The following is a 24,673-nucleotide window of genomic DNA, read 5'->3' as shown; positions in this document are numbered from 1 at the left end:
GAGAGCCTCCGAAGACGTTTCCACCGATCCGACAGCACTACCCTGTGACGCGGCAGCTACACCAGGTTTCCACGTTCCTGGCGTACCTCGTGGACAAGCCGCTCCACCAGCCCTTCCAGGGGTAGCTCGGAGCGTCCGTCGCCGGCCCGCTCGCGCAGCTCGACGTACCCCTCGGTGAGTCGGCGGCCGACCACGACGGCCCGGGGGATGCCGATCAGCTCGGCGTCGGTGAACTTGACCCCGGCCGAGACGTGCGTGCGGTCGTCGACGAGCACCCGAAGGTTGGCGGCGGCGAGACGTCCGCCGAGCTCCAGCGCCGCGTCGAGCTGCGGGCCCTTGCCCGCAACCACGAGGTGTACGTCACACGGCGCGATCGCTGCCGGCCAGGCCAACCCACGGTCGTCGTGGTGCTGCTCGGCGACGGCCGCCACCGCCCGGGAGACCCCGATGCCGTAGCTACCCATGGTGGGCCGGACCGGCTTGCCGGCCGGGCCGAGCACGTCGACCGCGAAGGCGTCGGTGAACCGGCGGCCGAGTTGGAAGATGTGCCCGATCTCGATGCCCCGCCGGATGGTCAGCTCGCCGTCGTCGCAGGTCGGGCAGGGGTCGCCGGCGCGCACCTCGGCCGCCTCGATCGTGCCGTCGGGCGTGAAGTCCCGCCCGCAGACCACGTCGGTCGCGTGTCGGCCCGGCTCGTTCGCCCCGGTCAGCCACGCCGAGCCGGTCACCACCCGAGGGTCGACCAGGTAACGGACGCCCAACTTGTCGAGCAGTTGCGGCCCGATGTAGCCGCGCACCAACTCGGGATGCTCGGCCCACTCCTCGAAGACGGCCACCTGGGCCGGGTGCAGTGCGGCACCGACCCGCTTGAGGTCGACCTCCCGGTCACCCGGCAGCCCGATCACCAGAAGCTCGGCCCGGTCCGCGCCCGGCTGGCTGACGGACAGCACGACGTTCTTCAGCGTGTCGGCGGCGGTCCAGCCGTCCCGGCCGCCCAACCGACGGGCGTTCGCGAACTCCACCAGGCCGGCGATCGTCGGCGTCTCCGGTGTGTCGTGCACCTCGACGGGAGGCTGCGCGCTCGGATCACCAGCGGTGGGCGCCCGGGTGGTCACCGCCTCGGTGTTCGCCGCGTAGTCGCACGCGGTGCAACCGACGTAGGTGTCCTCGCCGACCGGTGTCGTCGCCAGGAACTCCTCCGACGCGGAGCCGCCCATCGCGCCGGACATCGCGTGCACCACCGTGTAGTCCAGACCCAACCGGTCGAAGATCCGCTGATACGCAACGCGATGCCGCGCGTACGCGTCGCGCAGCCCCGCGTCGTCCAGGTCGAAGGAGTACGCGTCCTTCATCAGGAACTCCCGGCCGCGCAGCACACCGGCCCGGGGTCGGGCCTCGTCCCGGAACTTCGTCTGCACCTGGAACAGCGTCACCGGGAAGTCCCGGTACGACGTGAACAGATCCTTGACGAGCAGAGCCGCCATCTCCTCGTGGGTGGGTGCCAACAGGTGCTCGGCGCCGCGCCGGTCGGCGAGGGTGAAGATGTCGTCGCCGTACTCCGTCCACCGGCCGCTGGTCCGGTACGGCTCGGCGGGCAGCAGCGCCGGGAAGTGCACCTCCTGGTCGCCGATCGCTACCAACTCGTCGCGGACCACCTCGGTGATCCGGTCCAGCACCAGCTTGCCCAGCGGCAGCCAGGTGTAGCCGCCCGGCGCGGCGCGACGGATGTAACCGGCGCGCAGCAGCAGCCGATGACTCGGCACCTCCGCGTCGGCCGGATCCTCGCGCAGGGTCCGCAGCAACAGGGTCGACATGCGTAGCAGCATGGGCGCAGCCTAGGGCCGAGCCGACCGGCCGGGCGAACCAATTCGGACGTGCCGGGGCGATTCCGGTGACGTGAACCTGGGCGTCGCGGGCGGCAACCATCGTCGCGCCGGCTCGCGTCAGGGAAGGCAGCACATCACCCCCAGCTCACTACCCGAAGGATCGGCCCGTGTGGACCCTCTACTGAGTGAGTTCGACTCGTTCGTCCGTACTCGCACGCCGGCGTTGCTGCGCTCGGCCTACCTGCTCACCGGCGACCAGCACCTGGCGGAGGACCTCGTCCAGTCGGCGCTGGCCCGTACGCACCGGTCCTGGAACCGGCTGCACCACCGCGGCAACGCCGAGGGTGCTGATCGCGGCGGCGGCCGGCACCGCCTTCGCGATCCGACCCGACCAGTCCCCGCCCCCGCTGCCCGCCGACAGCCCGTCGGTCACGGCCAGCCCGTCGCCCACACCGGACCCGACGCCACCACCGACCAAAGACTCTCCGGTGGCCCCGCCACCGGAGGGGTCGGCGGGGACGACAGTCACCTTCGGCCGGCTGGTGTACGGGCCGGCGAGCTCCGAAGGCGAGTACCCGGCAACCGGTCATCTCCTTTCGTGGCAGCCCGGGAAGACTCCCGACCGACTGCTCGACCTTCCCTTCGTCGTGGCCCTGACCAACGCGACCGTCTCGCCGGATGGTCGACGGGCCGCGTGGGTGGAGGAGAACGGCGACCTCTGGGTCGCGGACGTCGACGGTTCGGGGCGACGGAAGCTGGGCGAAGGGGCCGACAACAACTGCGGATCGCCCGCCTGGTTGCCGAACTCCCGGCAACTGACCGTACGACTCAACCCCGCGGCCGGTGCCTCGGCTGGCGCACGGTTGCTGGACGTGTCGTCGGGGGTGTACTCAGAGCTGCCCGTCTTCGACGGTTGCCACGCCGTCTGGGCCGCCGACGGCACGTTGGCCTTCGCCGACGGCACGTCGGGCGGGGTGGTCATCACCGACCGGACCGGCGCCGACCGGCGCACCATCCCCGGCCTCGGCGGCAAGAGCAGCGAATACGTCTGCTTCGACATCGCCAGCCTGTCACCAGACGGCCGACGGCTGGCACTGTTCCGGATCGACCGTGACAGCGAGACCTACGGGGACGCCGGCCGTGACCTGATCGCGAACGCCGTCCTGGACACGCGGACCGGCAAGGCCGTCACTCTGCCGCTGGGCGGCCGGCAGATGCGACAGGTCTTCTTCCAGCCGGACGGCTCGATGGTGGTTCGGTTACGCGGCGACGACAGCTACACCCTGCTCCTCGTCGACGACAACGGGAAGAAGGTCGGTGAGCAGCCGGAGCCGGCCAGCCTCCGGAACATGCAGATCCTCACAGCGCTCGGCTGACCGGTGTGGTCGGTGGGGTGGCCGCTACCCTGGCGGCGGTCACCCCGCTGACGACCGGTCGACGGTGAGGTTGGCCAGCCAGCGCGGGATCGATGACCTGCGCCACGTCGTCGGGTTGGCGGCACTCGTCGCCGGGCACGCGGTGACAGACTGGTCGCCGCAGGCAACGAATGGCGTGAGGGGGCGCGGGTGCGCTGGCGCAGTTTTGTCGCGGTCGGGGACAGCTTCACCGAGGGGATGGACGACGCGTACCCGGACGGCACCTATCGGGGGTGGGCGGACCTGGTGGCGACCCGGCTCGCCGCCGAGGCCGGCCCCGACTTCGGGTACGCGAACCTGGCCATCCGCGGCCGGCTCTTCCCCAGCGTGGTCGCCGAGCAGGTGCCGGCGGCGGTGGCGATGAAGCCCGACCTGATCAGCTTCGCGGCCGGTGGCAACGACGTGCTGCGTCGCACCTTCGACCCGGACACCCTGGTGGCCCGCTTCGACGAGGTGGTCCGGCAACTGCGCTCCGGCGGCGCCGACGTGCTGCTGTTCCGGTTCGCCGACGTGATGGCCCGGCTGCCCGGCCAGCGCCTCGTCGCTCCCCGGGTGCAGTTGCTCAACCAGGCGGTCGGTGAGACCGCCGAGCGGCACGGCGCGATCATGGTCGACCTGTACGCCGACGACACCTTCCTCAACCCGATGCTCTGGAGCACCGACCGGCTGCACCTCTCCGCCGCCGGTCACCGGCGGGTCGCGGGGCAGGTGTTGAACGCGCTGGGGGTGGGTTGCGACGAGGAGTGGCTGATGGTTCCTCCGCACCCGGCCCCGTCGCCGTGGCTGGCCGCCCGCGCCGCCGACCTGCGGTGGGCCGGTCAGCACCTCGCGCCGTGGGTGCGGAGGCGGCTCACCGGCCGGTCATCCGGCGACACGGTGACGGCCAAGCGCCCGCTGCTCGGGCCGATCGTCGACTGATCCTCGGAACAGAACGACCGGCTCCGGGTTGGCGTTCCCGGCCACATGTGTCGTTCCCGATCCCCGATGGCGGGCCGTGCGGCCGCGACGCGGCGTAGTTTGGGGATCATGTCTGTGCCGAGCGATCCCGATCCCCGCCTCCAGTCGTACGCGGACCCGAAACGGTTGGTCACCACCGAGTGGCTGGCCGAGCACCTGGGCGACGAGGGCCTCGTCGTCGTCGAGTCCGACGAGGACGTGCTGCTCTACGAGTCGGGCCACATTCCCGGTGCCGTGAAGGTCGACTGGCACCTGGAGTTGAACGACCAGGTGACCCGGGACTACCTGGACGCCAAGAGCTTCGCCGAGCTGTGTGCCGCGAAGGGCATCGGGCGGGGCGACACCGTCGTCTTCTACGGCGACAACTTCAACTGGTGGGCCGCGTACGCCCTCTGGGTGTTCTCGCTCTTCGGCCACGCCGACGTGCGGCTGCTCGACGGCGGTCGGCAGAAGTGGATCGCCGAGGGCCGCGAGGTGACCCGCGACAAGCCGGCTCGACCGCGCGCCGACTACCCGGTGCCGCTGCGCGACGACGCGCCGCTGCGGGCCTACCGTGAGCAGGTCATGGCGCACATCGCCGCCGGTCGGCCGCTCGTCGACGTGCGATCGCCGGGCGAGTACACGGGCGAGACGCTGCACATGCCGGACTACCCGCAGGAGGGCGCGCTGCGTGGCGGGCACATCCCCGGTGCCGTTAGCAAGCCGTGGAAGTCCGCCGCCAACGACGACGGCACCTTCAAGTCCGCCGACGAGCTGCGCGCGATCTACGCCGACCAGCTCGGGCTCAGCCCGGACGACGACGTGATCGCGTACTGCCGGATCGGTGAGCGGTCCAGCCACACCTGGTTCGTGCTGCGGCACCTGCTGGGTTACCCGCAGGTGCGCAACTACGACGGGTCGTGGACCGAGTGGGGCAACCTGGTCCGGGCACCTGTGGTCAAGGGCGACCAGCCCGGCGGCCTCGCCGCCTGAGCGGGTTCGGCAGCCTCGCCGTAGGAGCCGTACGGCCGTCCCCGCGCGATTGCCCCGGTCGCGCGGGGACGGCCGTCAGCCGGCGAGTGCTATCGCCCCACGCAGGTCGCGGACGATGCCGGTGATCTCGCCGGTCTCCGGGTTCCAACGGGCCAGGGCAGCCGGCTCCAGCCGGAGGAGCACTGAGCCCTTGTTGTCCCAGCCCAGCACCTCGCAGCAGCCCTTGCCCCGATCCCGGCCCAGGTCGAGCAGATGGGACACGGCGCCGGTCCGTGCGTCCAGCACGGCCACCCCCTCGGCGCCGTCGATCTCACTGCTGGTGATCCACGCCGCGCTGGCCAACCGCTCGCCGTGCAGCCAGCCTCGGCCGTAGAACTCGTTGATCGCGTACGGCGAGGGCAGCGCACCGCGGGTGACGGGTTGCTCGGAACGGATGTCCGCCTCGCGGGCTGTCCTGCTGCGCAGCTTCAGGGCGTCCCGTTCGCCGATCATCTCGATCAGCGCCGCCTCGCGGCCGGCCTCCGGGTCGGGTGCGGCCACGACCCAGGCCGACACGTCAATCTTGTCGGCGACCCCGGTGACCCGGTCCACGGCGTACGTCCGGTCGTCGCCTCCGACCAGCACCCGGTCATGCGCCCACACGACCAACTCCAGGTATCCCTCGAGCGGTATTCGCTGGACGGCCGCCGTGGTGAGGTCGACCATGATCAGCTCGTCGTTCTGGGCGAACGCGGCCGATCGGCCGTCCGGCGACAGCACTCCCGGCTTCACGGCGAGTGCCTCGTTGCCGCTCGCGTCGCGGGTGGGCGCCAGCGTCACCACGTCGAGACTGCGCACCACGCCGTCGTCGCCGAGAACCCGGACCGGCCCGTTCGCGCGGTTCTCCTCGTCGACCGGTTGGAACAGCGCCCGTGCCCGCTGGACCGGCCGCTCGGAGAGCGGCACCGTCGCCGGGCTGCCGAGCCGGTTCAACGGGTCGGGTAGGTAGGTCAGATCGTCGGGTGGTCGCTGGACCGGGCCGGAGTGGGTGGGTTCGACGGTCGGGGCCACCGGAATGACCGGCGGAGGATCGGCGGACGAGCGCAGGGCGGCCACCGTGCCACCGCCGACGAGCGCCACGGCCAGCGCCGCCGCCGCGACGGCCCTTCGGGTACGCCGGGTGCGGCGAGCCCGCTCCCATCCGGCGGTGGCCGGTCGGCTGGGCAGCACGTCCTCGACGCTGACGGTCATCAGTCGGCGCAGGTCCTGCTCGTTCACGGGTTCACCTCCAGACCGGTGGCCACGTCGGCCGAGCCCTGGCTCGGTCGGGTGTCCCGGGCGAGGTCCGGGGCGACCTCGCGGAGTCGACGTAGCGCCGCGTGACACTGGCTCTTCACGGTGCCGACGGTCACCCCGAGTGCCTCGGCGGTGGCGACCTCGGTCAGATCCTCGTAGTAGCGCAGCACCAGCACGGCCCGCTGCCGTGGGGGCAGCAGGCCCAACGCGTCGTGCAACGTCAGCCGCAACGCGCCGTCCCGGTCGTGGGCCACCTGGTCCGGCGGTGCGGCGCTGAGCCACTCCCGCCGTCGGCGACGCCACCACGACACCGAGTCGCGGTAGAGGATGGCCCGCACGTACGCGGAGGGGTCGGCGTTACGGACCGATCCCCAGCGCAGCGCCAGCTTCAGCAGGGCGTCCTGGAGCAGGTCCTCGGCCTGGTGGCGGTTGCCGCAGATCAGGTACGCCGCGCGGAGCAGCCGGTGTTGGTGGCTCTCCACGAAGGCGAGGTAGCCGTCGCGCCCGTCGTCACCCCTGGGTGCCATCCGCCCTCCTTCCCGGCCGTCCCGATGCGCGTCACCTGCCAGACGCACGGGGGGAGGGAAAAGGTTGGGTCAGCTTCCCGATGTTCCGGTCAGGTAGCGCTGAAGAGTCGGTGCGACCCAGGAGACCAGATCTTCCGGTGGCATGTCCACCATGGGCGGCAGGCGGACGACGTACCTGGTGAAGGCGAGGCCGAGGACCTGACTGGCCACCAGCCCGGCACGGCGGGCGGTCGTGGTCGGGTCGGTGCCGAAGGCGGCCACCGCCGCGGTGAGCTGGTTGGCGAAGATGTCGCGCATCCGTTCGGCGGCACCGGGGTTGGTGCTGGCGGCCCGCAGCAGCGCCACAAGTGTCTCGTCGCCGTCCCACCGGCTGAGGAAGTGCCGGACGAGCGTCTCGCCGAGTTCGTCGGGCGGGATCGGGGTCAGGTCGGGTAGGCGCAGATCGAACTCGGCGGCCGCCGCGAAGAGCCCCTCCTTGCTGCCGTAGTAGCGCATGACCATCGACGGGTCGATCTGGGCGTCGGCGGCGACGGCTCTGATCGTGGCGCGCTCGTAGCCGTCCGCCGCGAATCGTTCCCGGGCCGCGCGCAGGATCGCCGCCCGGGTGGCGTCCGATCGGCGGGGTGGGGTCGGCGGAGCGGGCACTGTCATGTCAACGACCGTATGCCAACAACTGTTGACACGCAATGAGCAGGGTCCTAACGTCGCCAACAAGCGTTTGCCAACAAGTGTTGGCAGCGATCGTCTGGAGGTGGCGATGAACACCGACGTCCTGGTGGTGGGTGCCGGGCCCACCGGCCTCGCCGCAGCTCTGACGCTGGCTCGGCGCGGGGTCGACGTGACAGTGCTGGACCAGCTGGCCGAGCCGCCGACGACATCCCGCGCGGCGGTCGTGCACGCGTACACCCTGGAGGTGCTGGACCGGATCGGCGCGGCGGCGCCGTTGATCGCCCAGGCGGTGCGGACGCCGCGTTTCACGGTGCGCGACCGGGACCGGGTGCTGCTGACGGTGCCGTTCCACGAGCTGCCGTCCCGCTACGCCTACGCGCTGCTGGTCTCCCAGGCGGTGACCGAGGCGGTGCTCGCGGGGCAGCTCGCCGACCTCGGCGTCCGGGTGCGACGACCGAGCCGACTGACCGGGCTGCACGAGACCGGCGACGGGGTGCTCGCCCAGGTCGACGGGGAACCGGTGCGCGCCCGGTTCGTCGTCGGCGCGGACGGCCTGCACAGCACCGTGCGGCAGGCGGCCGGCATCGGCTTCACCGGCCCGACCGACGAGGAGTCCTTCGTGCTCGCCGACGTACGGGTGCGCAGCGTCCTGCCGCGCGACGAGGCGGCGCTCTTCCTCGCCCGCCCCGGCCCGCTGATCTGGGCGCCGCTGCCGGACGGGGTGGTCCGACTGGTCGCCGCCGTGGCGGCCGCCCCACCCGCCCCGGACCGGGCGTACCTTCAGGCGCTGCTCGACGAACGCGGCCCGGCGCGACGGCCCGACCTGGTCACCGAGGTGCTCTGGGGCTCCCGGTTCCGGGTGCACCACCGGATCGCCGACACGTTCCGATCCGGATCGGTGCTGCTGGCCGGGGACGCCGGGCACGTGCACAGCCCGGCCGGCGGGCAGGGCATGAACCTCGGGATCTGCGACGCGGTCGCCGTCGGCACCGCGCTGGCCGACGTGCTCGACGGTGGCCCGGATTCGCTGCTCGACGACTACACGACGCGGCAGCGACCGATGGCCGAGGACGTGATGAGCTTCGCCGCCGGGCTGACCCGGCTGGCCACCGTCTCCCCGGCCCGCCGACCGGCCCGTGACGTGCTGCTCCGGTTGATCGGTGCGATGCCACCGGTCCGTCGGCGGATCGCGTTGCGCCTGTCCGGCCTGTCCCACCGGAAGCCGGCCGCCGAGCTGAGCCGGTGACCCCGGCCGCCGAGCTGAGCCGGTGAGCTAGGCCGGTGGGACCGGCCGTAGAACCCACCACGCTGCGACGGTGACCAGCGCGAACACACCCGCGGCCGCGCCCACCACCGGCACCGTGCCGAACGCGGCGGCGGCCGACCCGGCGAGCGTCGCGCCGACCGGCGCGGTGAGCAAGCCGACCATCCGCTGGGCCGCACCGACCCGGCCGAGCAGCCCGCCCGGCACGTTCCGTTGCCCGTACGACGCCCACAGGCTGTTCCACACCACGGTGCCGGCGGCGAACACGGCCAACGCGAAGCCGCCCGGCACCGGATGTCGGGCCAGCGCGAACCCGGTCAACGCCACGGTCTCCGCGGCGAGCACCACGCCCAACGCCCGGACCGTGCCGAGTCGGGCGGCGAGCCGACCGGCCCCGAGCGCTCCCGCCAGGCCCCCGACGACGGCGGCGGCGGCGAACAGGCCGTACCCGGCCGGTGGCACCCGCAACACGTCCAGCGCGTAGAGCACCAGCACGGCCATCATCCCGCTGATCGCCAGATTGCTCGCGGCGGCGAGCACCGTGACCCGCCACAGTGTCCGGTGCCCGTGCAGCCAGCGCAGCCCCTCGACGATCTCCCCCCACACCGATTCGCGTCGTGCCCCGGGCCGCGTCGGCGGGACCGCCACCGGCGTCGGGGTCAGGGCCAGCACGAGCAGCGCGGCCACCGCGAAGGTCACGGCGTCGAGGGCGAACGGGAGGGCCGGTGCGGCGGCGAAGAGGACACCGGCGGCCGGTGCCCCGAGGAAACCCCCGGCGACCGCCGACCCCGCTTGCAGCCGACCGTTCGCCCGGGGCAACGCGTCCGGTGGTACCAGCGCGGGAAGCAGGGCGAACGAGGCCGAGTCGAAGAGAGTGCCCAGCGTGGCGAGGACGAACGCCGTCACCAGCAGCACCGGGACGTCGGCCCGGTCGAGGACGACCGCCACCGCCAGTGCCGCCACCACGGCGGCGCGTACCCCGTCGACCACTGCCATCGTCCGACGACGGTCCCAGCGGTCCGCGTACACGCCACCGAGCAGGCCGAAGAGCAGCGGTGGCACCTGACCCGCCACGGTGACCGCCGCGATGATCCGCGGATCGCGGGTCACCGTCGCGGCCAGCAGGGCCAGTGCGGGGGTACGCAGCGCGTCCCCGAACCGCGACGAGACGGCGGCGGACCAGAGCAGCCGGAAGTCCCGGCCCAGAGCTGTGGAGGTCATCCGGCGACCGTGTGGGTTCGACCGGGTCGAGGGTCAAGCCGCCGGGCGAAAGGGGGACGCGCGTGTCGGTGATCATCGGTACGGTGGGCGCCGGCATGTCGGGACCGGGGAGAGACGCACGTGGACCACACCTTCCAGGTCGACCTCCGTGGCGTGGTCGACCTGCTCAGCCACCACCTCTACGGCAGTCCGCGGGTCTACGTGCGGGAGCTGCTGCAGAACGCGGTGGACGCGATCACCGCGCGGCGTTCGATCGAGCCGGATGCGCCCGCCCTGGTCCGCATCGAGACTCCGGAGACCACCGGCGACGGCACGCTGCGGGTGCACGACACCGGCATCGGTCTGACCGAGGCGCAGGTGCACGAGTTGCTGGCCACCATCGGCCGCAGCTCCAAGAGGGACGAACTCGGCTTCTCCCGGCACGAGTTCCTCGGCCAGTTCGGCATCGGCCTGCTCTCCTGCTTCCTGGTCGCCGACGAGATCCAGGTGTCGACCCGCAACGGCGACCACCCCACCGTGCACTGGACCGGGTACGCCGACGGCCGGTACGCGGTGAGCCTCGCACCGCCGGACGCCGCCCGCGCCGAACCGGGCACCACGGTCACGCTGGTGCCCCGCCGCGACGCCGAGCAGTGGTTCACCACCCCGACCGTCACCGACCTGGCCCGCCTCTTCGGTGCGCTGCTGCCGGTCACCGTCCGGGTCGGCGACGTGGTCACCACCACCGGCGAGCCGCCCTGGCCGACCACCCCCGGCGCGCCGGTCGACCGGGCGGCACTCGTCGCGTACGCCCGGGAGACGCTCGGCGTCGACCCGTTCGACGTGCTGCCCCTGACCGTGCCGGAGGCCGGGCTGACCGGCGTCGCCGTCATCCTGCCCGCACCGGTGAACCCGGCGGCCCGTGCCGGGCACCGGGTCTACCTCAAGCGCATGCTGCTCACCGAGCACGCCGACGGGCTGCTGCCGGACTGGGCGTTCTTCGCGCACTGCGTGGTGGACGCCACCGAACTGCGCCCCACCGCCAGCCGGGAGGCCCTCTACGAGGACACCCTGCTGACCGCGACCCGGGAGGCGCTCGGCGACCAGGTACGCGGCTGGCTGGTCCGGCTGGCCCGGCACGACCCGCACCGGCTGGCCGAGTTCCTCCAGGTGCACCACCTGGGTGTGAAGGCGCTGGCGCTGCACGACGACGAGATGCTCCGGCTGGTCGACAGGTGGTGGCCGATGGACACCAACGTCGGCACGCTCACCCTCGCCGAGTTCCGGGAGCGCCACGGCGTGCTCCGCTACGCGGCGAGCCTGGACGAGTTCCGTCAGCTCGCCGCGGTGGCCGCCGCACAGGACCTGGCGGTCGTCAACGGCGGCTACACGTACGACACCGAGCTGATCGAGCGACTGCCGGCGGTGGACCGCTCGGTGCTCATCGAACGGCTGGAGCCGAGCGACCTGACCACCCGCTTCGACGCGCTCGACCCGCAGGTGGAGTTGGCGCTGCGGCCGTTCCTCGCCGCCGCGCAGCGGGCCGTCGAACGGTCCGGCTGCGAGGTGGTGATCCGGGCGTACGACCCGGTGTCGCTGCCCGCGCTCTACCTGGTCAGCAGGTCGGCGGCGTTCAACGACCAGTTGGCGGCCAGCCGGGACCGGGCCGACGAACTCTGGGGCGGGGTCCTGGACGCGCTCGCCGCCACCGCGCCACCGGACCGTCCGCAGTTGGTGCTCAACCACCGCAACCCGTTGGTCCGCCGGGTCACCGCGCTGGCCGACCCGGACCTGGTGGGGCTCGCCGTCGAGGCGCTGTACGGCCAGGCGCTGCTGCTCGGCCACCATCCGATCCGCGCCGCCGACGCGGCGCTGCTGAACGATTCCTTCCTCGGCCTGCTCGGCCGGGCCGTGCCAGGACAGGAGCGAGCATGAGCGACGAGGACCTGTGGCGGGCGCTGCGCGGCATCTCCGACATGCCGTACGGGGCGGGGCAGATCGCCGCGCTCGAGCAGTTGCTGCGCCGGGTGGACGCCGCCGACGACCGGCACCTGGCCTTCGTCACCCGGATGCAGGCCACCACCGGCTACATCTACGGCGGCGAGCCGGCGAAGTCCTTCGTGACCTTCTCCCGGTGTCTGTCCGAGTTCGACAGTGACCCGCAGCCCTACCACCAGCGGCACGCGCACAACCTGCTGTGGCACTTCAAGTACATGGTCACCGGTCTGTTGAACTTCCCGGAGGTGCCCCTCGACCGCACGTACGCGGTGTTGGACGACATGGAACGCCGCTACCGGGCCGGTGGGCACAGCCTGCAGACCGTCCACAAGCACCGCTTCCGGGTAGCCGACCACGTGGGTGACACCGAGGCGGCCGCGCACTGGTACCGGCTCTGGCAGACCACCCCGCGCGACGACCTCTCCGACTGCGCTGGTTGCGACCCCACCAGCCAGGTGGCCTACCTCGCCGACAACGGGCGGGACGCGGAGGCCGTCGCGCTGGCCGAACCGGTGCTCGCCGGTCGGCTCAGCTGCAACGAGCAGCCGCAAGCCATCCTCACCGCGCTGCTCCTGCCGTACCTGCGAACCGGGCGGGACGAGTCGGCGCGGGACGCGCACCGAGAGGCGTACCGCCGGTTGCGTGGCAACCTCGCCAACCTGTGGGACATCGGCGACCACGTCGAGTTCTGCACGGTGACGGGTAACGAGGCACGGGCGGTGGAGCTGGTCGAACGGCACCTGGACTGGCTGGACCGGGCACCGTCACCGGCCGCCGCGATGCACTTCGCCGCCACGGCCGCCGCCGCGTTGCGCCAGGCCGGTCAGAGCGGCGCGGCTACCGTCTACCGCCGCGCCGCCGACGGCCGACCGGCCGGCGAGATGTCGGCGTCGGTGCTCGCCGACGAACTGACGCGGACCGCTACCGAGTTGGCCGAGCGCTTCGACGCCCGTAACGGCAGCACCCACCAGTCGGAGTGGATCGCCCGTCGGCTCGCGGTGCGGCCGAGCGGAGAACACCTGCCGTTGTCAGCGAGTGTCCGCCGACGCCCGCCCCGCCCGAGCGCGGGTGAGTCGACCACTCCGGTCCGCGAGGGCTCTCCGGCCGGCGACGCGACGCGCGCCGGTGTCGTCGAGGCGCCCGCACCGGCGGTGCCCGCCGGCGCCGGGCCGGACGAGCTGCTGGACCTCGCCGAGCAGAGCTGGGGTCGGCACGACCAGGTCACCTTCCGGGCGGCGCTGGCCGCGTACGACGAGCGGTTCGGCTCGGTCGACCTGCCTGCGCGTACCGCCGCCCAGCGGATGGCGTTGCGGGCCGCCCAGCACGGCGACGACAACGACCTGCCCGGCGCGATCGAGTCGAACCGATCGGCTCTGGACCTGTACCTGACGGCGGGCGACGAGGTGTCCGCCCAGGTCGTCGCCGGGCGGCTCGGCGTGCTGCTGGCCCGGTCCGACGACGCCGACGAGGGGTTGGCGTTGGTCCGGAAGGCCGCGGAGGTGCTGGACCGGGACGGCGACGCCCGGCAGCGGGCCGCCGCCCACCACCGGGTGGCGTTGGCGCTGCTCCACCAGGAGCGCTGGGCCGAGGCGCTCGCGGCGCTGGACCGGGTGCCCGCCGACGCGGGTGGTGACCCGTACCTGGCGGCTCGGGTGGCACTGCACCGAGCGCACCTGTTGGAGCAGTCGGAACGTTTCGACGAGGCGCGAGCCGCCGCCGCCGAATCGCGTCGGCTCGGTCGGGAGGTGGGCGTCGGCGAGCTGGTCACGGCGGCCTCCCTGGCGTACGCCCGGACGGTGGACGACCCGGCCGAGGCGGTGGCCGCCTGCGACGAGGCGCTGGGGTCGGCACCGGCGGACGCGGAGTTGGCGGTTCGCGTCGCCCGTGCCCGCGCGTTGCTCGCCGCCGGTCGCGCCGACGACGCGGTGGACGACTTCGTCGAGGCGGTGACGCTCTGCGTGGAGCGGGGAGCCGACGGGGACGCGTTCCTGCGGTGGGAGTTGGCGAACGCGTACCGGGTGGTGGGTCGGCTGGGCGAGGCGGCCGAGGTGGCCGAGGAGGCCGTCCTGGGCCTCGACCGGCTCGGCGCCCAAGCCGAGGCGGACCGGTGCCGGCACCTGCTGGCCGGGGTGTACGCCGGGCTGGGCGAGGTCGACCCGGCGCTGAGTCTGTTGGAGCAGTTGGCCGGCAACCTTGATGGTCCGGACAACCTCCCGTATCGGGGGCAGGTGCTGGAGGAGGCCGGGGGCATCCTCTACGACGCGGACCGGGACGCGGCGGGCGCGCAGCGGTTCGCCGCAGCCGCCGAGGCGTACCGGCTCGGTGACCTGCCGCTGGACGAGTTGCGGGCCCGCCGACGGGAGGCGTACGCCTGGTTCTGGGCGGACGACCGGCCCGCGGCCACTCGTGCCGTCGAGCAGGCGGACGCGCTGGCTGCGACGCTGACCGGGCGGCCGGAGCCACCGGTCACGTACGAGTTGGCGATGGTCGCCGAGGTCGGGGCGCGGGTGCTGACCACCGAGAACCGGCCGGACGAGGCGCTGGCCCGGCTGGACGGGGTGCCCGACCGACTACGGTCGATCGAGGCTTTCGGTGAGGCCGCCCAGGTGGAGATCCTCGCCGGTGAGCTGCTGCTCCGGCTGGACCGGCCGGCGGAGGCGGAGCCGCTCCTGCGACGGGTTCTCGGTGGGCTGCCGGCCGACTCGCGGCCGGTCCGCCAGACGGCCTGGCTGCTGGCCCGTGCCCTGGATCTGCTGGACCGGCCCGCCGAGGCCGCCGCGCTGCGAACGGAACACGACCTCGACCCGGACGACGACTGAGTGCGCCGACCCGCGCCGAGGTGTGCTCAACGGCTCGCCAACCGGCGGCCCACCGTGTTCAGGTAGCGGTCTACGCTTGCCCGGTGACGGTGGAGCAGCAGGCACGGGGTGCGGCGGGCGCGGGCCGGCGCAGGTCCCGCAAGGACGAGATCCTGGAGATCGCGGTCGGTCTGTTCGCCGCGCGCGGCTACCACGGTGTGTCGATGGACGACATCGGGGCGGCGGCGGGGGTCACCGGTCCGGCGCTCTACCACCACTTCGCCGGCAAGGAGGCCATGCTGGCCGCCGCGCTGATCCCGGTCAGTGAGGGCCTGCTGGCGGGCGGGCGGGAACGCGCCGCCGGGCATCCGGACGACCCGCGCGGCGTGTTGGAGTCGCTGATCGACTTCCACGTCGAGTTCGCGCTGGCCAACCCGGCGGTGATCGCGTTGCACCTGCACGAGTTGGACCGCCTGCCGGACGAGCCGCGGCGACGGATCCGTCGTCTGCAACGGCTCTACGTCGAGGAGTGGGTGACGGTGCTCACCGCCCTGCACCCGGGCATGCCGGACGGCGAGGCGCGGGTGCTCGCGCATGCCGCCTTCGGGTTGATGAACTCGACTCCGTTCCTCGGCGGTGAGGTGGACCGGCGTCGCCGGGCCGAGCTGCTGCGCGGGGCGACACTCGCCGCGTTGCTCGCCTGAACCCGGCTCGGCAAAGGTTCGTCGGTCATGATTCCCTAACCACCGTCCCACCATCCGGACGCCGGGAGGAAACATGATCGAGTCACTGCTGGTAGCCAATCGGGGTGAGATCGCCCGCCGCATCATCCGGACCGCCAGGCGGCTCGGCATCCGCACGATCGCGGTTCACTCGGAGGCCGACGCCGACCTGCCGTTCGTGTCCGAGGCGGACGAGGCGGTTCTCGTCGGCCCGCCGAACCCGGCGCTGAGCTACCGCAACACCGAGGCGATCCTCGCCGCCGCGAAGGCGACGGGTGCGCAGGCCATCCACCCCGGCTACGGCTTCCTGTCGGAGAACGCCGAGTTCGCCCGTACCGTCGAGACCAGCGGCCTGATCTGGGTCGGCCCCGACGCGGACGCGATCAGCGCGATGGGCGACAAGATCAATGCCCGGAACCTGATGGCCGCGGCCGGTGTTCCGGTCGCGCCGGGCACCACCGACCCGGCCGCCGACCTGGACGCGGCGGTGACGGCCGCCGCCGAGATCGGCTACCCGGTGATGGTCAAGGCCGCGGCCGGCGGCGGCGGCATGGGCATGGGCGTCGCCGTCGACGAGGCCGCGCTGCGCACCGAGTACGACAAGGTGCGCGCGTTCGCCGAGCGGATGTTCGGCGACGGGTCGGTGTTGATCGAGCGGTACTTCCCCCGGGTGCGCCACGTCGAGGTGCAGATCCTCGGCCTGGCCGACGGTCGGGTGGTGGCGCTCGGCGAGCGGGAGTGCTCGGTGCAGCGACGTAACCAGAAGCTGGTCGAGGAGTCCCCGTCCCCGGCGGTCTCGCCGGAGCTGCGGGTTCGCCTGCTGGCGGCGGCGGTGCGGGCCGGTGAGGCGGTCGGCTACCGCAACGCCGGCACGGTGGAGTGCCTGTTGGTCCCGCGTCAGCGGGACTCCGAGGGCGACGTCCCCGGCTCCGAAGACTTTTTCTTTCTCGAGATGAACACGCGGCTGCAGGTGGAGCACCCGGTGACCGAGTACGTCTACGGGATCGACCTGGTCGAGGAGCAGTTGCGGGTGGCGTCCGGGCTGGCGCCGACGTTCGACCCGGAGGCGTTGATCCCGCGCGGGCACGCCATCGAGATGCGGATCAACGCCGAGGACCCGAAGCGTTTCCTGCCCGGGCCGGGAGTGGTGAAGACCTGGGTGGAGCCCACGGGTGAGGGCGTCCGGGTGGATTCCGGCTACACCGAGGGCAACACCGTCACCCCCTTCTACGACAGCCTGATGGCGAAGCTGATCATCAGCGGCGCGACCCGCGACGAGGTGCTCGGACGCGCCAAGGAGGCGGTCGCCGGGTTCCAGGTCGTCGGCCCGAAGAACAACCTGCCCTTCTTCGCCGAGTTGCTGGACAACGAGGAGTTCCGCTCCGGCGCCTACGACACGGGCATCGTCTCCCGCATGCGCTGACTCCGCCCTTCTCGCCCGCTGTTGATCAAGAGGTTTGCGTCAGGATTTCCGCACTTGATGACGCAAACCTCTTGATCAACCCGCCGCTCGGCGGGGTGGCATGCTGGGATGACCGCCACAGCACTACGTCACAGTGAGGTGACCCCTTATGACGGACCTGCCGGATTTCGTCTCCATTCGTGAGGTCGGGCCACGGGACGGGTTGCAGAACGAGGACCCGATCCCGACCGACGCCAAGGTTCGGCTGCTCGACGCACTCTCCGGCACCGGCGTACGCCGGATCGAGGCGGTGTCGTTCGTGCGTCCGTTGGCGATCCCGCAGATGGCCGACGCCGACGAGGTGTGGCAGCGGGCGGTGAAGGCCGACGGGGTGCGCTACTCGGCGCTGGTGCCGAACACCCGGGGGGCCCAGCGGGCTCTCGCCGCCGGGTTCACCGAGATCGAGGTGGTGGTCTCCGCCAGCGACACGCACAACCGTCGCAACGTCAACCGGTCGACCGAGGAGTCGCTGGACGACATCGCCGAGCTGATCGACCTGCTGCACGGAGCGTCCGCCCGGGTGGAGGTGATCGTGGCGACCAGCTTCGGCTGCCCGTACGAGGGTGACGTCGACCCGGCGCGGGTGGCCGGCATCGTGGACCGGGTGGTCCGAGACGGCGCGGACCGGGTCGCGTTCGGCGACACCACCGGCATGGGCACGCCACGCCGGGTCCGTGAGCTGCTGACCGCGGTACGCGACCGGAACGCGAACGTGCCGGTGCTCCTGCACTTCCACAACACCCGGGGGACGGCGCTGGCCAACCTGTTGACCGCCCTGGAGTTGGGGGTGACCGAGTTCGACGCCAGCGTCGGTGGCCTGGGCGGCTGCCCGTACGCGCCGGGGGCCAGCGGCAACCTGGCGACCGAGGAGGCCGTGCACATGCTGCACGACATGGGCATCGACACCGGCATCGACCTGGCGGCCCTCGTCGAGGTGGCGGAGTTGGCCGAGGAGTTGCTCGGCAAGAAGCTGCCGTCGGGGGTGCTGCGGGCCGGTCCACGGACCCGACTGACGCCGATGCCGAGCTGAGTGCCCCGAAGACGCGGGAGGGGCTGGGAACACGGGGAGGGTCGGCAACGCGGGGAGGGGCCGGCGCGAGGCCGGCCCCTCCGACGTACCCGGTCGATCAGCCCACGGAGGTGAGCATGCTCGGCCAGCTGTCGCGGAAGATGTCCGCCTCGGCACGGTCCGCGCTGCGCTCGGTGGCGATGCGGGTGCCGGCGAAGAGGTTGCTCACCCGGGTCGCCTCGGCGCTGCTCGGGTAGGGGTTGGTGCAGCTGGTGCCGGCGCTGCCACCGGACATCAGCAGCGCGCAGTTGCCGTTGTAGTTGTCCGGCAGGCCGAGGATGTGCCCGATCTCGTGGGTCATGATCCGGAGCGGGCTGTACTGCGCGGCCTGCTGGGTGTCGATGTAGACCCGGCCGTTGCCGAGGCTGGTCCGGACGGCGTACGAGCCGCCGCCGGTGATCTGGTAGATCCGCAGGTTGGAGCCGCAGTTCGCGGAGAGCGTCAGGTTGACCGTGGCGTTGTTCCAGATCGAGGCGGCCTGGTTGGCGGTGCCGGCGTAGCTGCCTGCCTGGCTGGTGTTGTAGCAGATGGTCATGGCGGCGGACGCGGGCGCGGGGTTGGCGACCGTGACGCCGAGGGTGGCGAGTGTCGTCGCGAGCACCGCGACGGCGAGCCGATTGAGTCGTGAGGTCATCGCTGACTCCAATCCGGGAGGAGGGGTGTCAGGAGCCTAGCGACATGTATTCATGTTTTTCAATGTCTTCCCCTGAGGTTTCCCGGTGGGTCGCCGAGGGTGGTGCCGATGCGCTAGCCTAACGATCGTTCAGGTCGTTAGGCGAGGGAGTCGGCGTGACGCTCGACGGTGAGGCACTGGAGCAGCTGCGCAAGCGGGCCCGGTCCGGCGGCGCGGACAAGTACCACGCGGCCAACGCGGCCAAAGGCAAGCTCTTCGCCCGGGAGCGCGTCGCGCTCCTGGTCGACGAGGGATCGTTCGTCGAGGACGGCCTCTACGCCAACTCGATGGCCGAGGGGTTGCCGGCCGACGGCGTGGTCACCGGCACCGCCACGATCGACGGCCGACAGGTCTGTCTGATGGCCAACGACTCCACGGTCAAGGCCGGCAGCTGGGGCGCCCGCACCGTCGAGAAGATCATCCGGATCATCGAGCGGGCGTACGGCGCCGGTGTGCCGATGGTCTACCTGGTCGACTCGGCCGGGGCGCGGATCACCGACCAGGTCGATCTCTTCCCCGGCCGTCGTGGCGCCGGCAGGATCTTCTGGAACCAGGTGCGCGCCTCGGGTTCGATCCCGCAGGTCTGCGCGCTGTTCGGGCCGAGCGCCGCCGGTGGGGCGTACATTCCGGCGTTCTGCGACGTGGTGGCCCTGGTCGACGGCAACGCGAGCATGTATCTCGGCTCCGACCGCATGGTCGAGATGGTCACCGGCGAGAAGACCACCCTGGAGGCGATGGGTGGGGCCAAGGTGCACACCGCCGAGTCGGGTGTCGGGCACTTCCTCTGCAAGACCGAGGCCGACGCGCTCGACGTGGTGAAGACCTATCTGTCGTACCTCCCGGCGAACTGGACCCAGGCGCCGCCGGCCGCGCCGGCCGTCGCCGCGCCCGCGAAGGCCGACCTGGCCGCGCTGGTGCCGGCCAGCGAGCGGCAGGCGTTCGACATGCGGCGGTACGCCAAGGGCCTCCTCGACGAGGGGTCCTTCTTCGAGATCCAGGCCCTCTGGGCCAAGGAGTTGACCATCGGCTTCGGCCGCCTCGACGGGCAGGTCGTCGGTGTGGTCGGCAACAACTCGATGTTCAAGGGCGGCGTGCTCTTCGTCGACTCGGCCGACAAGGCCACCCGGTTCGTGCAGCTCTGCGACGCGTTCAACGTGCCGCTGCTGTTCCTCAGCGACGTACCCGGCTTCATGGTCGGCAGCGCCGTGGAGAAGCAGGGCATCATCCGGCACGGCGCGAAGATGATCACCGCGATCTCCGAGGCGACGGTCCCGAAGATCTGCGTGGTGGTCCGCAAGGCGTACGGCGCCGGTCTCTACGCGATGGCCGGCCCCGGGTTCGAGCCGGACGCCACGATCGCCCTGCCGACCGCGAAGATCGCGGTGATGGGGGCCGAGGCCGCCGTGAACGCCGTCTACGCCAACAAGATCGCCGCCATCGAGGCCGAGGCCGAGCGGGCTGCCTTCGTGGCCGCCAAGCGGGCCGAGTACGAGCAGGACATCGACGTGGTCCGGCTCGCCAGCGAGTTGGTGGTGGACGCCATCGTCGAGCCCCACGACCTGCGTACCGAGCTGGTCCGCCGGTTCGCGGCGGCCCGTACCAAGGACCGGCACTTCTCCCGACGCCGGCACGGCGTGACCCCGGTCTGATCCTCGGCCCGGCCCGCACAGCGATCCGCCTCGGCGTCACGAGCGTCCGGCGGACCGTCCTTACAGGAGGATGAGATGGACTTCCGGCTCACCGACGAACAAGCGGCGCTGCGGGAGAGCGTGCGGGACTTCGCCCGCGAGGTGGTCGCCCCGGTCATCGCCGAGCACTACGAGCAGCACACCTTCCCGTACGAGGTGATCCGGCAGATGGGCAAGATGGGCCTGTTCGGCCTGCCCTTCGCCGAGGAGCACGGCGGCATGGGTGGCGACTACTTCGCGCTCTGCCTGGCCCTGGAGGAGTTGGCGCGGGTCGACTCCAGCGTGGCCATCACGTTGGAGGCGGCGGTCTCGTTGGGCGCGATGCCGATCTACCGCTTCGGCACCGAGGAGCAGAAGGCGACCTGGCTGCCCAAGCTGCTCAGCGGCGAGGCGCTGGCCGGTTTCGGTCTGACCGAGCCGGGCACCGGCTCCGACGCCGCCGGCACCCAGACGCGTGCGGTGCTGGACGGCGACGAGTGGGTGATCAACGGGTCGAAGGCGTTCATCACCAACTCGGGCACCGACATCACGGCCATGGTGACCGTCACGGCGGTGACCGGCACGAAACCGGACGGCTCCAAGGAGTTGTCGACGATCATCGTGCCGACCGGCACGCCCGGGTTCACCGTCGCGCCGGGCTACTCCAAGGTGGGATGGACCGCCTCGGACACCCACGAGCTGACCTTCGACGACTGCCGCGTACCGGCGGCCAACCTGCTCGGCGAGCGCGGTCGGGGCTTCGCCCAGTTCCTGCGCATCCTCGACGAGGGCCGGATCGCCATCGCCGCGCTGGCCGTCGGCCTCGCCCAGGGCTGTGTCGACGAGTCGATCAAGTATGCGAAGGAGCGGCACGCCTTCGGCCAGCCGATCGGCGCCAACCAGGCGATCCAGTTCAAGATCGCGGACATGGAGCTGAAGGCGCACACCGCCCGGTTGGCCTACTACGACGCCGCCGCCCGGATGCTGGCCGGTGAGCCGTTCAAGCGGCAGGCCGCCATCGCCAAGCTGCACGCCAGCACGATCGCCGTGGACAACGCCCGGGAGGCGACCCAGATCCACGGCGGGTACGGCTTCATGAACGAGTACCCGGTGGCCCGGTTCTGGCGGGACTCCAAGATCCTGGAGATCGGCGAGGGCACCAGCGAGGTGCAGCGCATGATCATCGCCCGGGACCTGGGCCTCTGAGACATTCCACCGTACGGACGGCCCGGACGGGCTGACCGTACGGCTGTCGGATTTCGGCGGGTGGGCGTCAATAGCCCGACGTTCGACTGCCGACCGTCAGAGTCCATCCGTACTCTTCGACCCCATGACTCCGGATCATGATGGGTCGCGGAGCCCGGTCGGCCGTACCGCCCTGCCGGAGCTGCTCCGCGAGCATCGACGCGCCGCCGGCCTGACCCAGGCCGAGCTGGCGTCGCGGGCCGGGGTGGGTGTGCGCACGGTGCGTGATCTGGAGCGGGGGCGAGCGGTCCGACCGCAGCGCACCACTGTGGATCTACTCGCCGCGGCGTTGGCGTTGACCGGGGTCGAACGGGCGGCCTTCCTGGCCGCGGCTCGCGGATCCGGTGCTGAGTCACCCCGGACGGACACCACAGCGACGGCGCTCGCGGTCAGCGGCAGAACCACCACCTCCTCCGGTCGGCCGGTCACCCTGCCGCCGCCGGTCGCGTTGACCGGTCGGGACCGCGACCTCACCGAGCTGACCGCGATGCTGACCGCCGAGCACGGACCGCGACTGGTGAGCCTGGTCGGGCTGGCCGGAGTCGGGAAGACCGCCCTGGCGACGTCGGTGGCGCACGCGGTGGCCCCGGCTCACCCGGCCGGAGTCACCGGGGTGCTGATCGGTGAGGGCTCCGACGGGCCGGACGTACTCGCCGCCTCGGTGTCCGTGCTCGGCGCGGCCCGACCCGCGGAACTCGTGGCCCAGCTCGCCGGTCGGCCCGCGCTCCTGGTGATGGACGCGGTGGAACGCGCCCCGGGTCCGGTCGCCGCGACCCTGCACCGGCTGATCGCGGCCCTGCCCTCGCTGCGGGTGCTGGTCACCGGACGGCATCCGGTCGGCCTGCCCGGCGAGCGGGTCTGGCCGGTCGCGCCGCTCGACGTGCCACCACCGGACGTCGTACACAGTGACCTGGCCACTCTCGAATCCTGGCCTGCGGTGGCGCTCTTCACCGCCCGGCTCGCGCAGGTCCGCCGCGAGACACCCACTCCCGAGGAACTGCCCGCGCTCGCCGCGCTGGTTCGCCGCCTGGGCGGGCTGCCGCTCGCCATCGAGCTGATGGCCGCCCGGGGTCGGCTCCTCGACCTCACGGAGTTGCTGGACCGGTACGGCGACCGGGTGCTCGACCTCGCCGCTCCCGCCGATGCCACCGTCCATCCCGGTTGGGAAGCCCCAGAGGTGTTCACCGGACGGTCGAGCACCCCTGCCGCGGTGGCCACCGTCACCCTGCGCGAGGCGGTGGCGACCAGCTACCGACTGCTGGCACCGGATGAGCGGTCGGCGCTGCGGCAGCTCGCCGTGTTCGGCAACCGCTGGTCGGTGGAGCTGGCCGAGGAGATGCTCACCGACGAGGCCGACCGGGACGGCACGGTGGCGATCGATCCCGTTCCGCTGCTGGACCGGTTCGTCGAGTTGGGGCTGCTGAGCGTACGTGGCACCGGATCGTTCCGGTTCCGGCTGCTGGACGCGGTCCGTGAGTACGCCGTCGAGCAGGCGGCGGGTGAGGGCGAGTTGACCGGCATCCGGCGTCGGCATGCGGAGGTGATCGCACGGTTGGTGGCGCGGACGGCTGTCGACCTGGTCGGTCCCCGGTCGGCCGACGCGGTGCACCGGTTGGACGAGATGACCAGTGACATCAGCTCGTCGCTGGCCCACGCGGCCACCGACGACCCGTTGACCGCGCTGCGGCTGGCGGCCTGCCTGACCCGATGGTGGCGGTTCCGGGGGCGTGACGTCGTCGGGCGGCAGTGGTTGCGTCGGTTGCTGGCGGACCCGCGTACCGCCGACGCCGATCCGATCCTGCGGGGCTGGGCCGCCCTCGGGGTGGCCCGGCTCGCGGCCGAACACGGCGCGGGCGCCGAGGAGCTGCCGACCGCACGTGCGGCGTTGGAGACCTTCCGGCAGGCCGGTGATGTCACAGGTGAGCTGGAGGCGCGCACCGTGCTCGGCACGCTGCTGACGGCCGTCGGCCGACAGGACGAGGCTCGCGAGCAGGCCGAGGCGGCGCTGCGGCTGGCCGCCCGGGACGGACGGACCCGGGATCTGGCGGTGGCGCAGAACAGCCTCGCCTGGCACGAGGTCCGGACCGGTGACCTTGCTGCGGCCCGACGCCGGCTCGCTGCGGCGGACCGACTCGCGGCGGAGAGCGGGGAGCAGCGGCTGCGGGTGCTCGCCTGGGCCGGTCGAGCCGAGGTCGCCCGCCTGGAGGGCTGGTACGCGGACGCCGTCGACCGTGGTCGGCTGGCGATGGCGGCGTTGTCCGAGCTGGGCGACCCGGGACGCCGTCGCCGAACACTCGGGACGATCGGGTTGGCGCTGGCCCAGGACGGGCGTGCCGCTGAGGCGACCGAGGTGCTCGCCGAGCTGCGCGCCGGGATGGCCGAGGCCGCGGCGGCCGGATCGGCGCGAGCACCGTCCCGGCGGGCCGTGCCGCGGCAGCGCTCCGGTGACTCGGCGTCGGCCTGGGAGGGGCCGGACGTCGGTCTCTGTGCGCTGATCGAGGGCAATCTCGCGCTGCACCGTGGTGACCGGGAGTTGGCTGCCGAATGGTTCGCCGCCGCTGCCGAAGCGGGCCAGGATGGCCGGGACGTGGTGGAGGCGCTGGTGGGCCTGGCGGCGAGCACCGCTGACCCGGCGGTGCTCGATCGGCTCGACCGGGTCTGTCGGGAGAGTGGTATCGCGCTGCTGCCCCACGAGTCGGGACTGCTCTACGCGCTGGCGGCGGATCGGGACGGGCCGGCCGCCGTCTAGCGAGCAGACGTCGCGGTGCGGCGGAGGACGACCGGGTCGGGAGAGCGGCGCGGGCGATGAGCCCCCTTTGGTGCTACCCCTCGCTGATCGCCCGCGCCTTCACCCCCCGGTTGATCCCCGGTGTGGGAAGCCTGCCACCGCTACGACGGCGGAAAGTCGACTTGGCCCCGAATCATCCAGCTTGC

At 72.2% G+C, this 24,673-nt stretch carries 18 protein-coding genes and 1 pseudogene; 13 read left to right on the top strand and 6 right to left on the bottom strand.

Annotation, left to right across the window (positions count from 1 at the left end):
* Positions 1 to 56: 56 nt before the first annotated feature.
* The gene (locus O7617_RS11865; RefSeq protein WP_282263495.1) at positions 57 to 1,826 is read right to left on the bottom strand and encodes a proline--tRNA ligase; all 1,770 of its coding nucleotides are present in this window, start codon (positions 1,824 to 1,826) and stop codon (positions 57 to 59) included.
* A gap of 169 nt (positions 1,827 to 1,995) precedes the next feature.
* Between O7617_RS11865 and O7617_RS11860 the strand changes: the two are divergent.
* The 4 genes and pseudogenes from O7617_RS11860 to O7617_RS11845 form a co-directional block, all read left to right on the top strand.
* A pseudogene (locus tag O7617_RS11860) lies at positions 1,996 to 2,169 on the top strand (sigma factor); the annotation flags it as partial.
* A 304-nt stretch (positions 2,170 to 2,473) separates the two neighbouring features.
* Positions 2,474 to 3,202, top strand: a complete 729-nt coding sequence (locus O7617_RS11855) for a hypothetical protein (RefSeq protein WP_282263494.1) — start codon at positions 2,474 to 2,476, stop codon at positions 3,200 to 3,202.
* Between the two features lie 189 nt (positions 3,203 to 3,391).
* The gene (locus O7617_RS11850) at positions 3,392 to 4,159 is read left to right on the top strand and encodes an SGNH/GDSL hydrolase family protein (protein WP_282263493.1); all 768 of its coding nucleotides are present in this window, start codon (positions 3,392 to 3,394) and stop codon (positions 4,157 to 4,159) included.
* Positions 4,160 to 4,267: 108 nt separating this feature from the next.
* Positions 4,268 to 5,170 carry a sulfurtransferase gene (locus tag O7617_RS11845; RefSeq protein ID WP_282263491.1) on the top strand — a complete coding sequence of 301 codons (903 nt, stop codon included), beginning with the start codon at positions 4,268 to 4,270 and terminating at the stop codon, positions 5,168 to 5,170.
* 75 nt (positions 5,171 to 5,245) lie between these two features.
* Here O7617_RS11845 and O7617_RS11840 read toward each other — a convergent pair whose 3' ends face one another.
* The 3 genes from O7617_RS11840 to O7617_RS11830 form a co-directional block, all read right to left on the bottom strand.
* Positions 5,246 to 6,427: a hypothetical protein gene (locus tag O7617_RS11840; RefSeq protein ID WP_282263489.1), complete on the bottom strand. Its 1,182-nt coding sequence runs from the start codon at positions 6,425 to 6,427 to the stop codon at positions 5,246 to 5,248.
* Entirely contained in the window at positions 6,424 to 6,972 is a 549-nt protein-coding gene (locus O7617_RS11835; RefSeq protein ID WP_282263486.1) for a SigE family RNA polymerase sigma factor, read from the bottom strand. Before O7617_RS11835 ends, O7617_RS11840 begins: the two co-directional genes overlap by 4 nt.
* A gap of 69 nt (positions 6,973 to 7,041) precedes the next feature.
* On the bottom strand, positions 7,042 to 7,623 hold the full coding sequence (locus O7617_RS11830; protein ID WP_282263485.1) for a TetR family transcriptional regulator: 582 nt from the start codon (positions 7,621 to 7,623) through the stop codon (positions 7,042 to 7,044).
* A 106-nt stretch (positions 7,624 to 7,729) separates the two neighbouring features.
* Here O7617_RS11830 and O7617_RS11825 point away from each other — a divergent pair, with 106 nt between their 5' ends.
* Positions 7,730 to 8,887, top strand: a complete 1,158-nt coding sequence (locus O7617_RS11825; RefSeq protein WP_282263484.1) for an FAD-dependent oxidoreductase — start codon at positions 7,730 to 7,732, stop codon at positions 8,885 to 8,887.
* Positions 8,888 to 8,914: 27 nt separating this feature from the next.
* Here O7617_RS11825 and O7617_RS11820 read toward each other — a convergent pair whose 3' ends face one another.
* A complete protein-coding gene (locus tag O7617_RS11820) occupies positions 8,915 to 10,126 on the bottom strand; it encodes an MFS transporter (protein ID WP_282263483.1) in 1,212 nt (403 codons plus the stop codon).
* Positions 10,127 to 10,246: 120 nt separating this feature from the next.
* On the opposite strand from O7617_RS11820, the gene O7617_RS11815 reads away from it, so the two are divergent.
* The 5 genes from O7617_RS11815 to O7617_RS11795 all read left to right on the top strand — a co-directional run bounded on the left by O7617_RS11815 (position 10,247) and on the right by O7617_RS11795 (position 18,115).
* Positions 10,247 to 12,040 carry an HSP90 family protein gene (locus O7617_RS11815; RefSeq protein WP_282263482.1) on the top strand — a complete coding sequence of 598 codons (1,794 nt, stop codon included), beginning with the start codon at positions 10,247 to 10,249 and terminating at the stop codon, positions 12,038 to 12,040.
* Positions 12,037 to 14,922, top strand: coding sequence for a hypothetical protein (locus O7617_RS11810; protein WP_282263481.1), 2,886 nt, complete (start codon positions 12,037 to 12,039; stop codon positions 14,920 to 14,922). The genes O7617_RS11815 and O7617_RS11810 overlap by 4 nt, the downstream gene beginning before the upstream one ends.
* A gap of 83 nt (positions 14,923 to 15,005) precedes the next feature.
* Complete coding sequence (locus O7617_RS11805; protein ID WP_278149742.1) at positions 15,006 to 15,605, top strand: TetR/AcrR family transcriptional regulator; 600 nt, start codon at positions 15,006 to 15,008, stop codon at positions 15,603 to 15,605.
* 73 nt (positions 15,606 to 15,678) lie between these two features.
* Positions 15,679 to 17,046 carry a biotin carboxylase N-terminal domain-containing protein gene (locus tag O7617_RS11800; RefSeq protein ID WP_282263480.1) on the top strand — a complete coding sequence of 456 codons (1,368 nt, stop codon included), beginning with the start codon at positions 15,679 to 15,681 and terminating at the stop codon, positions 17,044 to 17,046.
* 148 nt (positions 17,047 to 17,194) lie between these two features.
* Positions 17,195 to 18,115: a hydroxymethylglutaryl-CoA lyase gene (locus O7617_RS11795; protein WP_282263479.1), complete on the top strand. Its 921-nt coding sequence runs from the start codon at positions 17,195 to 17,197 to the stop codon at positions 18,113 to 18,115.
* Positions 18,116 to 18,212: 97 nt separating this feature from the next.
* Here the strand turns inward: O7617_RS11795 and O7617_RS11790 are convergent, their stop codons facing one another.
* Positions 18,213 to 18,788, bottom strand: a complete 576-nt coding sequence (locus O7617_RS11790) for a snapalysin family zinc-dependent metalloprotease (RefSeq protein ID WP_282263478.1) — start codon at positions 18,786 to 18,788, stop codon at positions 18,213 to 18,215.
* A 155-nt stretch (positions 18,789 to 18,943) separates the two neighbouring features.
* On the opposite strand from O7617_RS11790, the gene O7617_RS11785 reads away from it, so the two are divergent.
* From O7617_RS11785 to O7617_RS11775, 3 genes are all read left to right on the top strand, one after another.
* Positions 18,944 to 20,476: an acyl-CoA carboxylase subunit beta gene (locus tag O7617_RS11785; protein WP_282263477.1), complete on the top strand. Its 1,533-nt coding sequence runs from the start codon at positions 18,944 to 18,946 to the stop codon at positions 20,474 to 20,476.
* 75 nt (positions 20,477 to 20,551) lie between these two features.
* Positions 20,552 to 21,700: an acyl-CoA dehydrogenase family protein gene (locus tag O7617_RS11780; RefSeq protein ID WP_282263476.1), complete on the top strand. Its 1,149-nt coding sequence runs from the start codon at positions 20,552 to 20,554 to the stop codon at positions 21,698 to 21,700.
* A gap of 124 nt (positions 21,701 to 21,824) precedes the next feature.
* On the top strand, positions 21,825 to 24,488 hold the full coding sequence (locus tag O7617_RS11775; RefSeq protein WP_282263475.1) for a helix-turn-helix domain-containing protein: 2,664 nt from the start codon (positions 21,825 to 21,827) through the stop codon (positions 24,486 to 24,488).
* Positions 24,489 to 24,673: the final 185 nt, after the last annotated feature.

The sequence above is a fragment of the Micromonospora sp. WMMD1155 genome (assembly GCF_029581275.1).
Classification (GTDB): Bacteria; Actinomycetota; Actinomycetes; order Mycobacteriales; family Micromonosporaceae; genus Micromonospora.
Note: the sequence above shows the minus strand (reverse complement) of the source record. Positions and strands in the feature narration are given on the sequence as shown.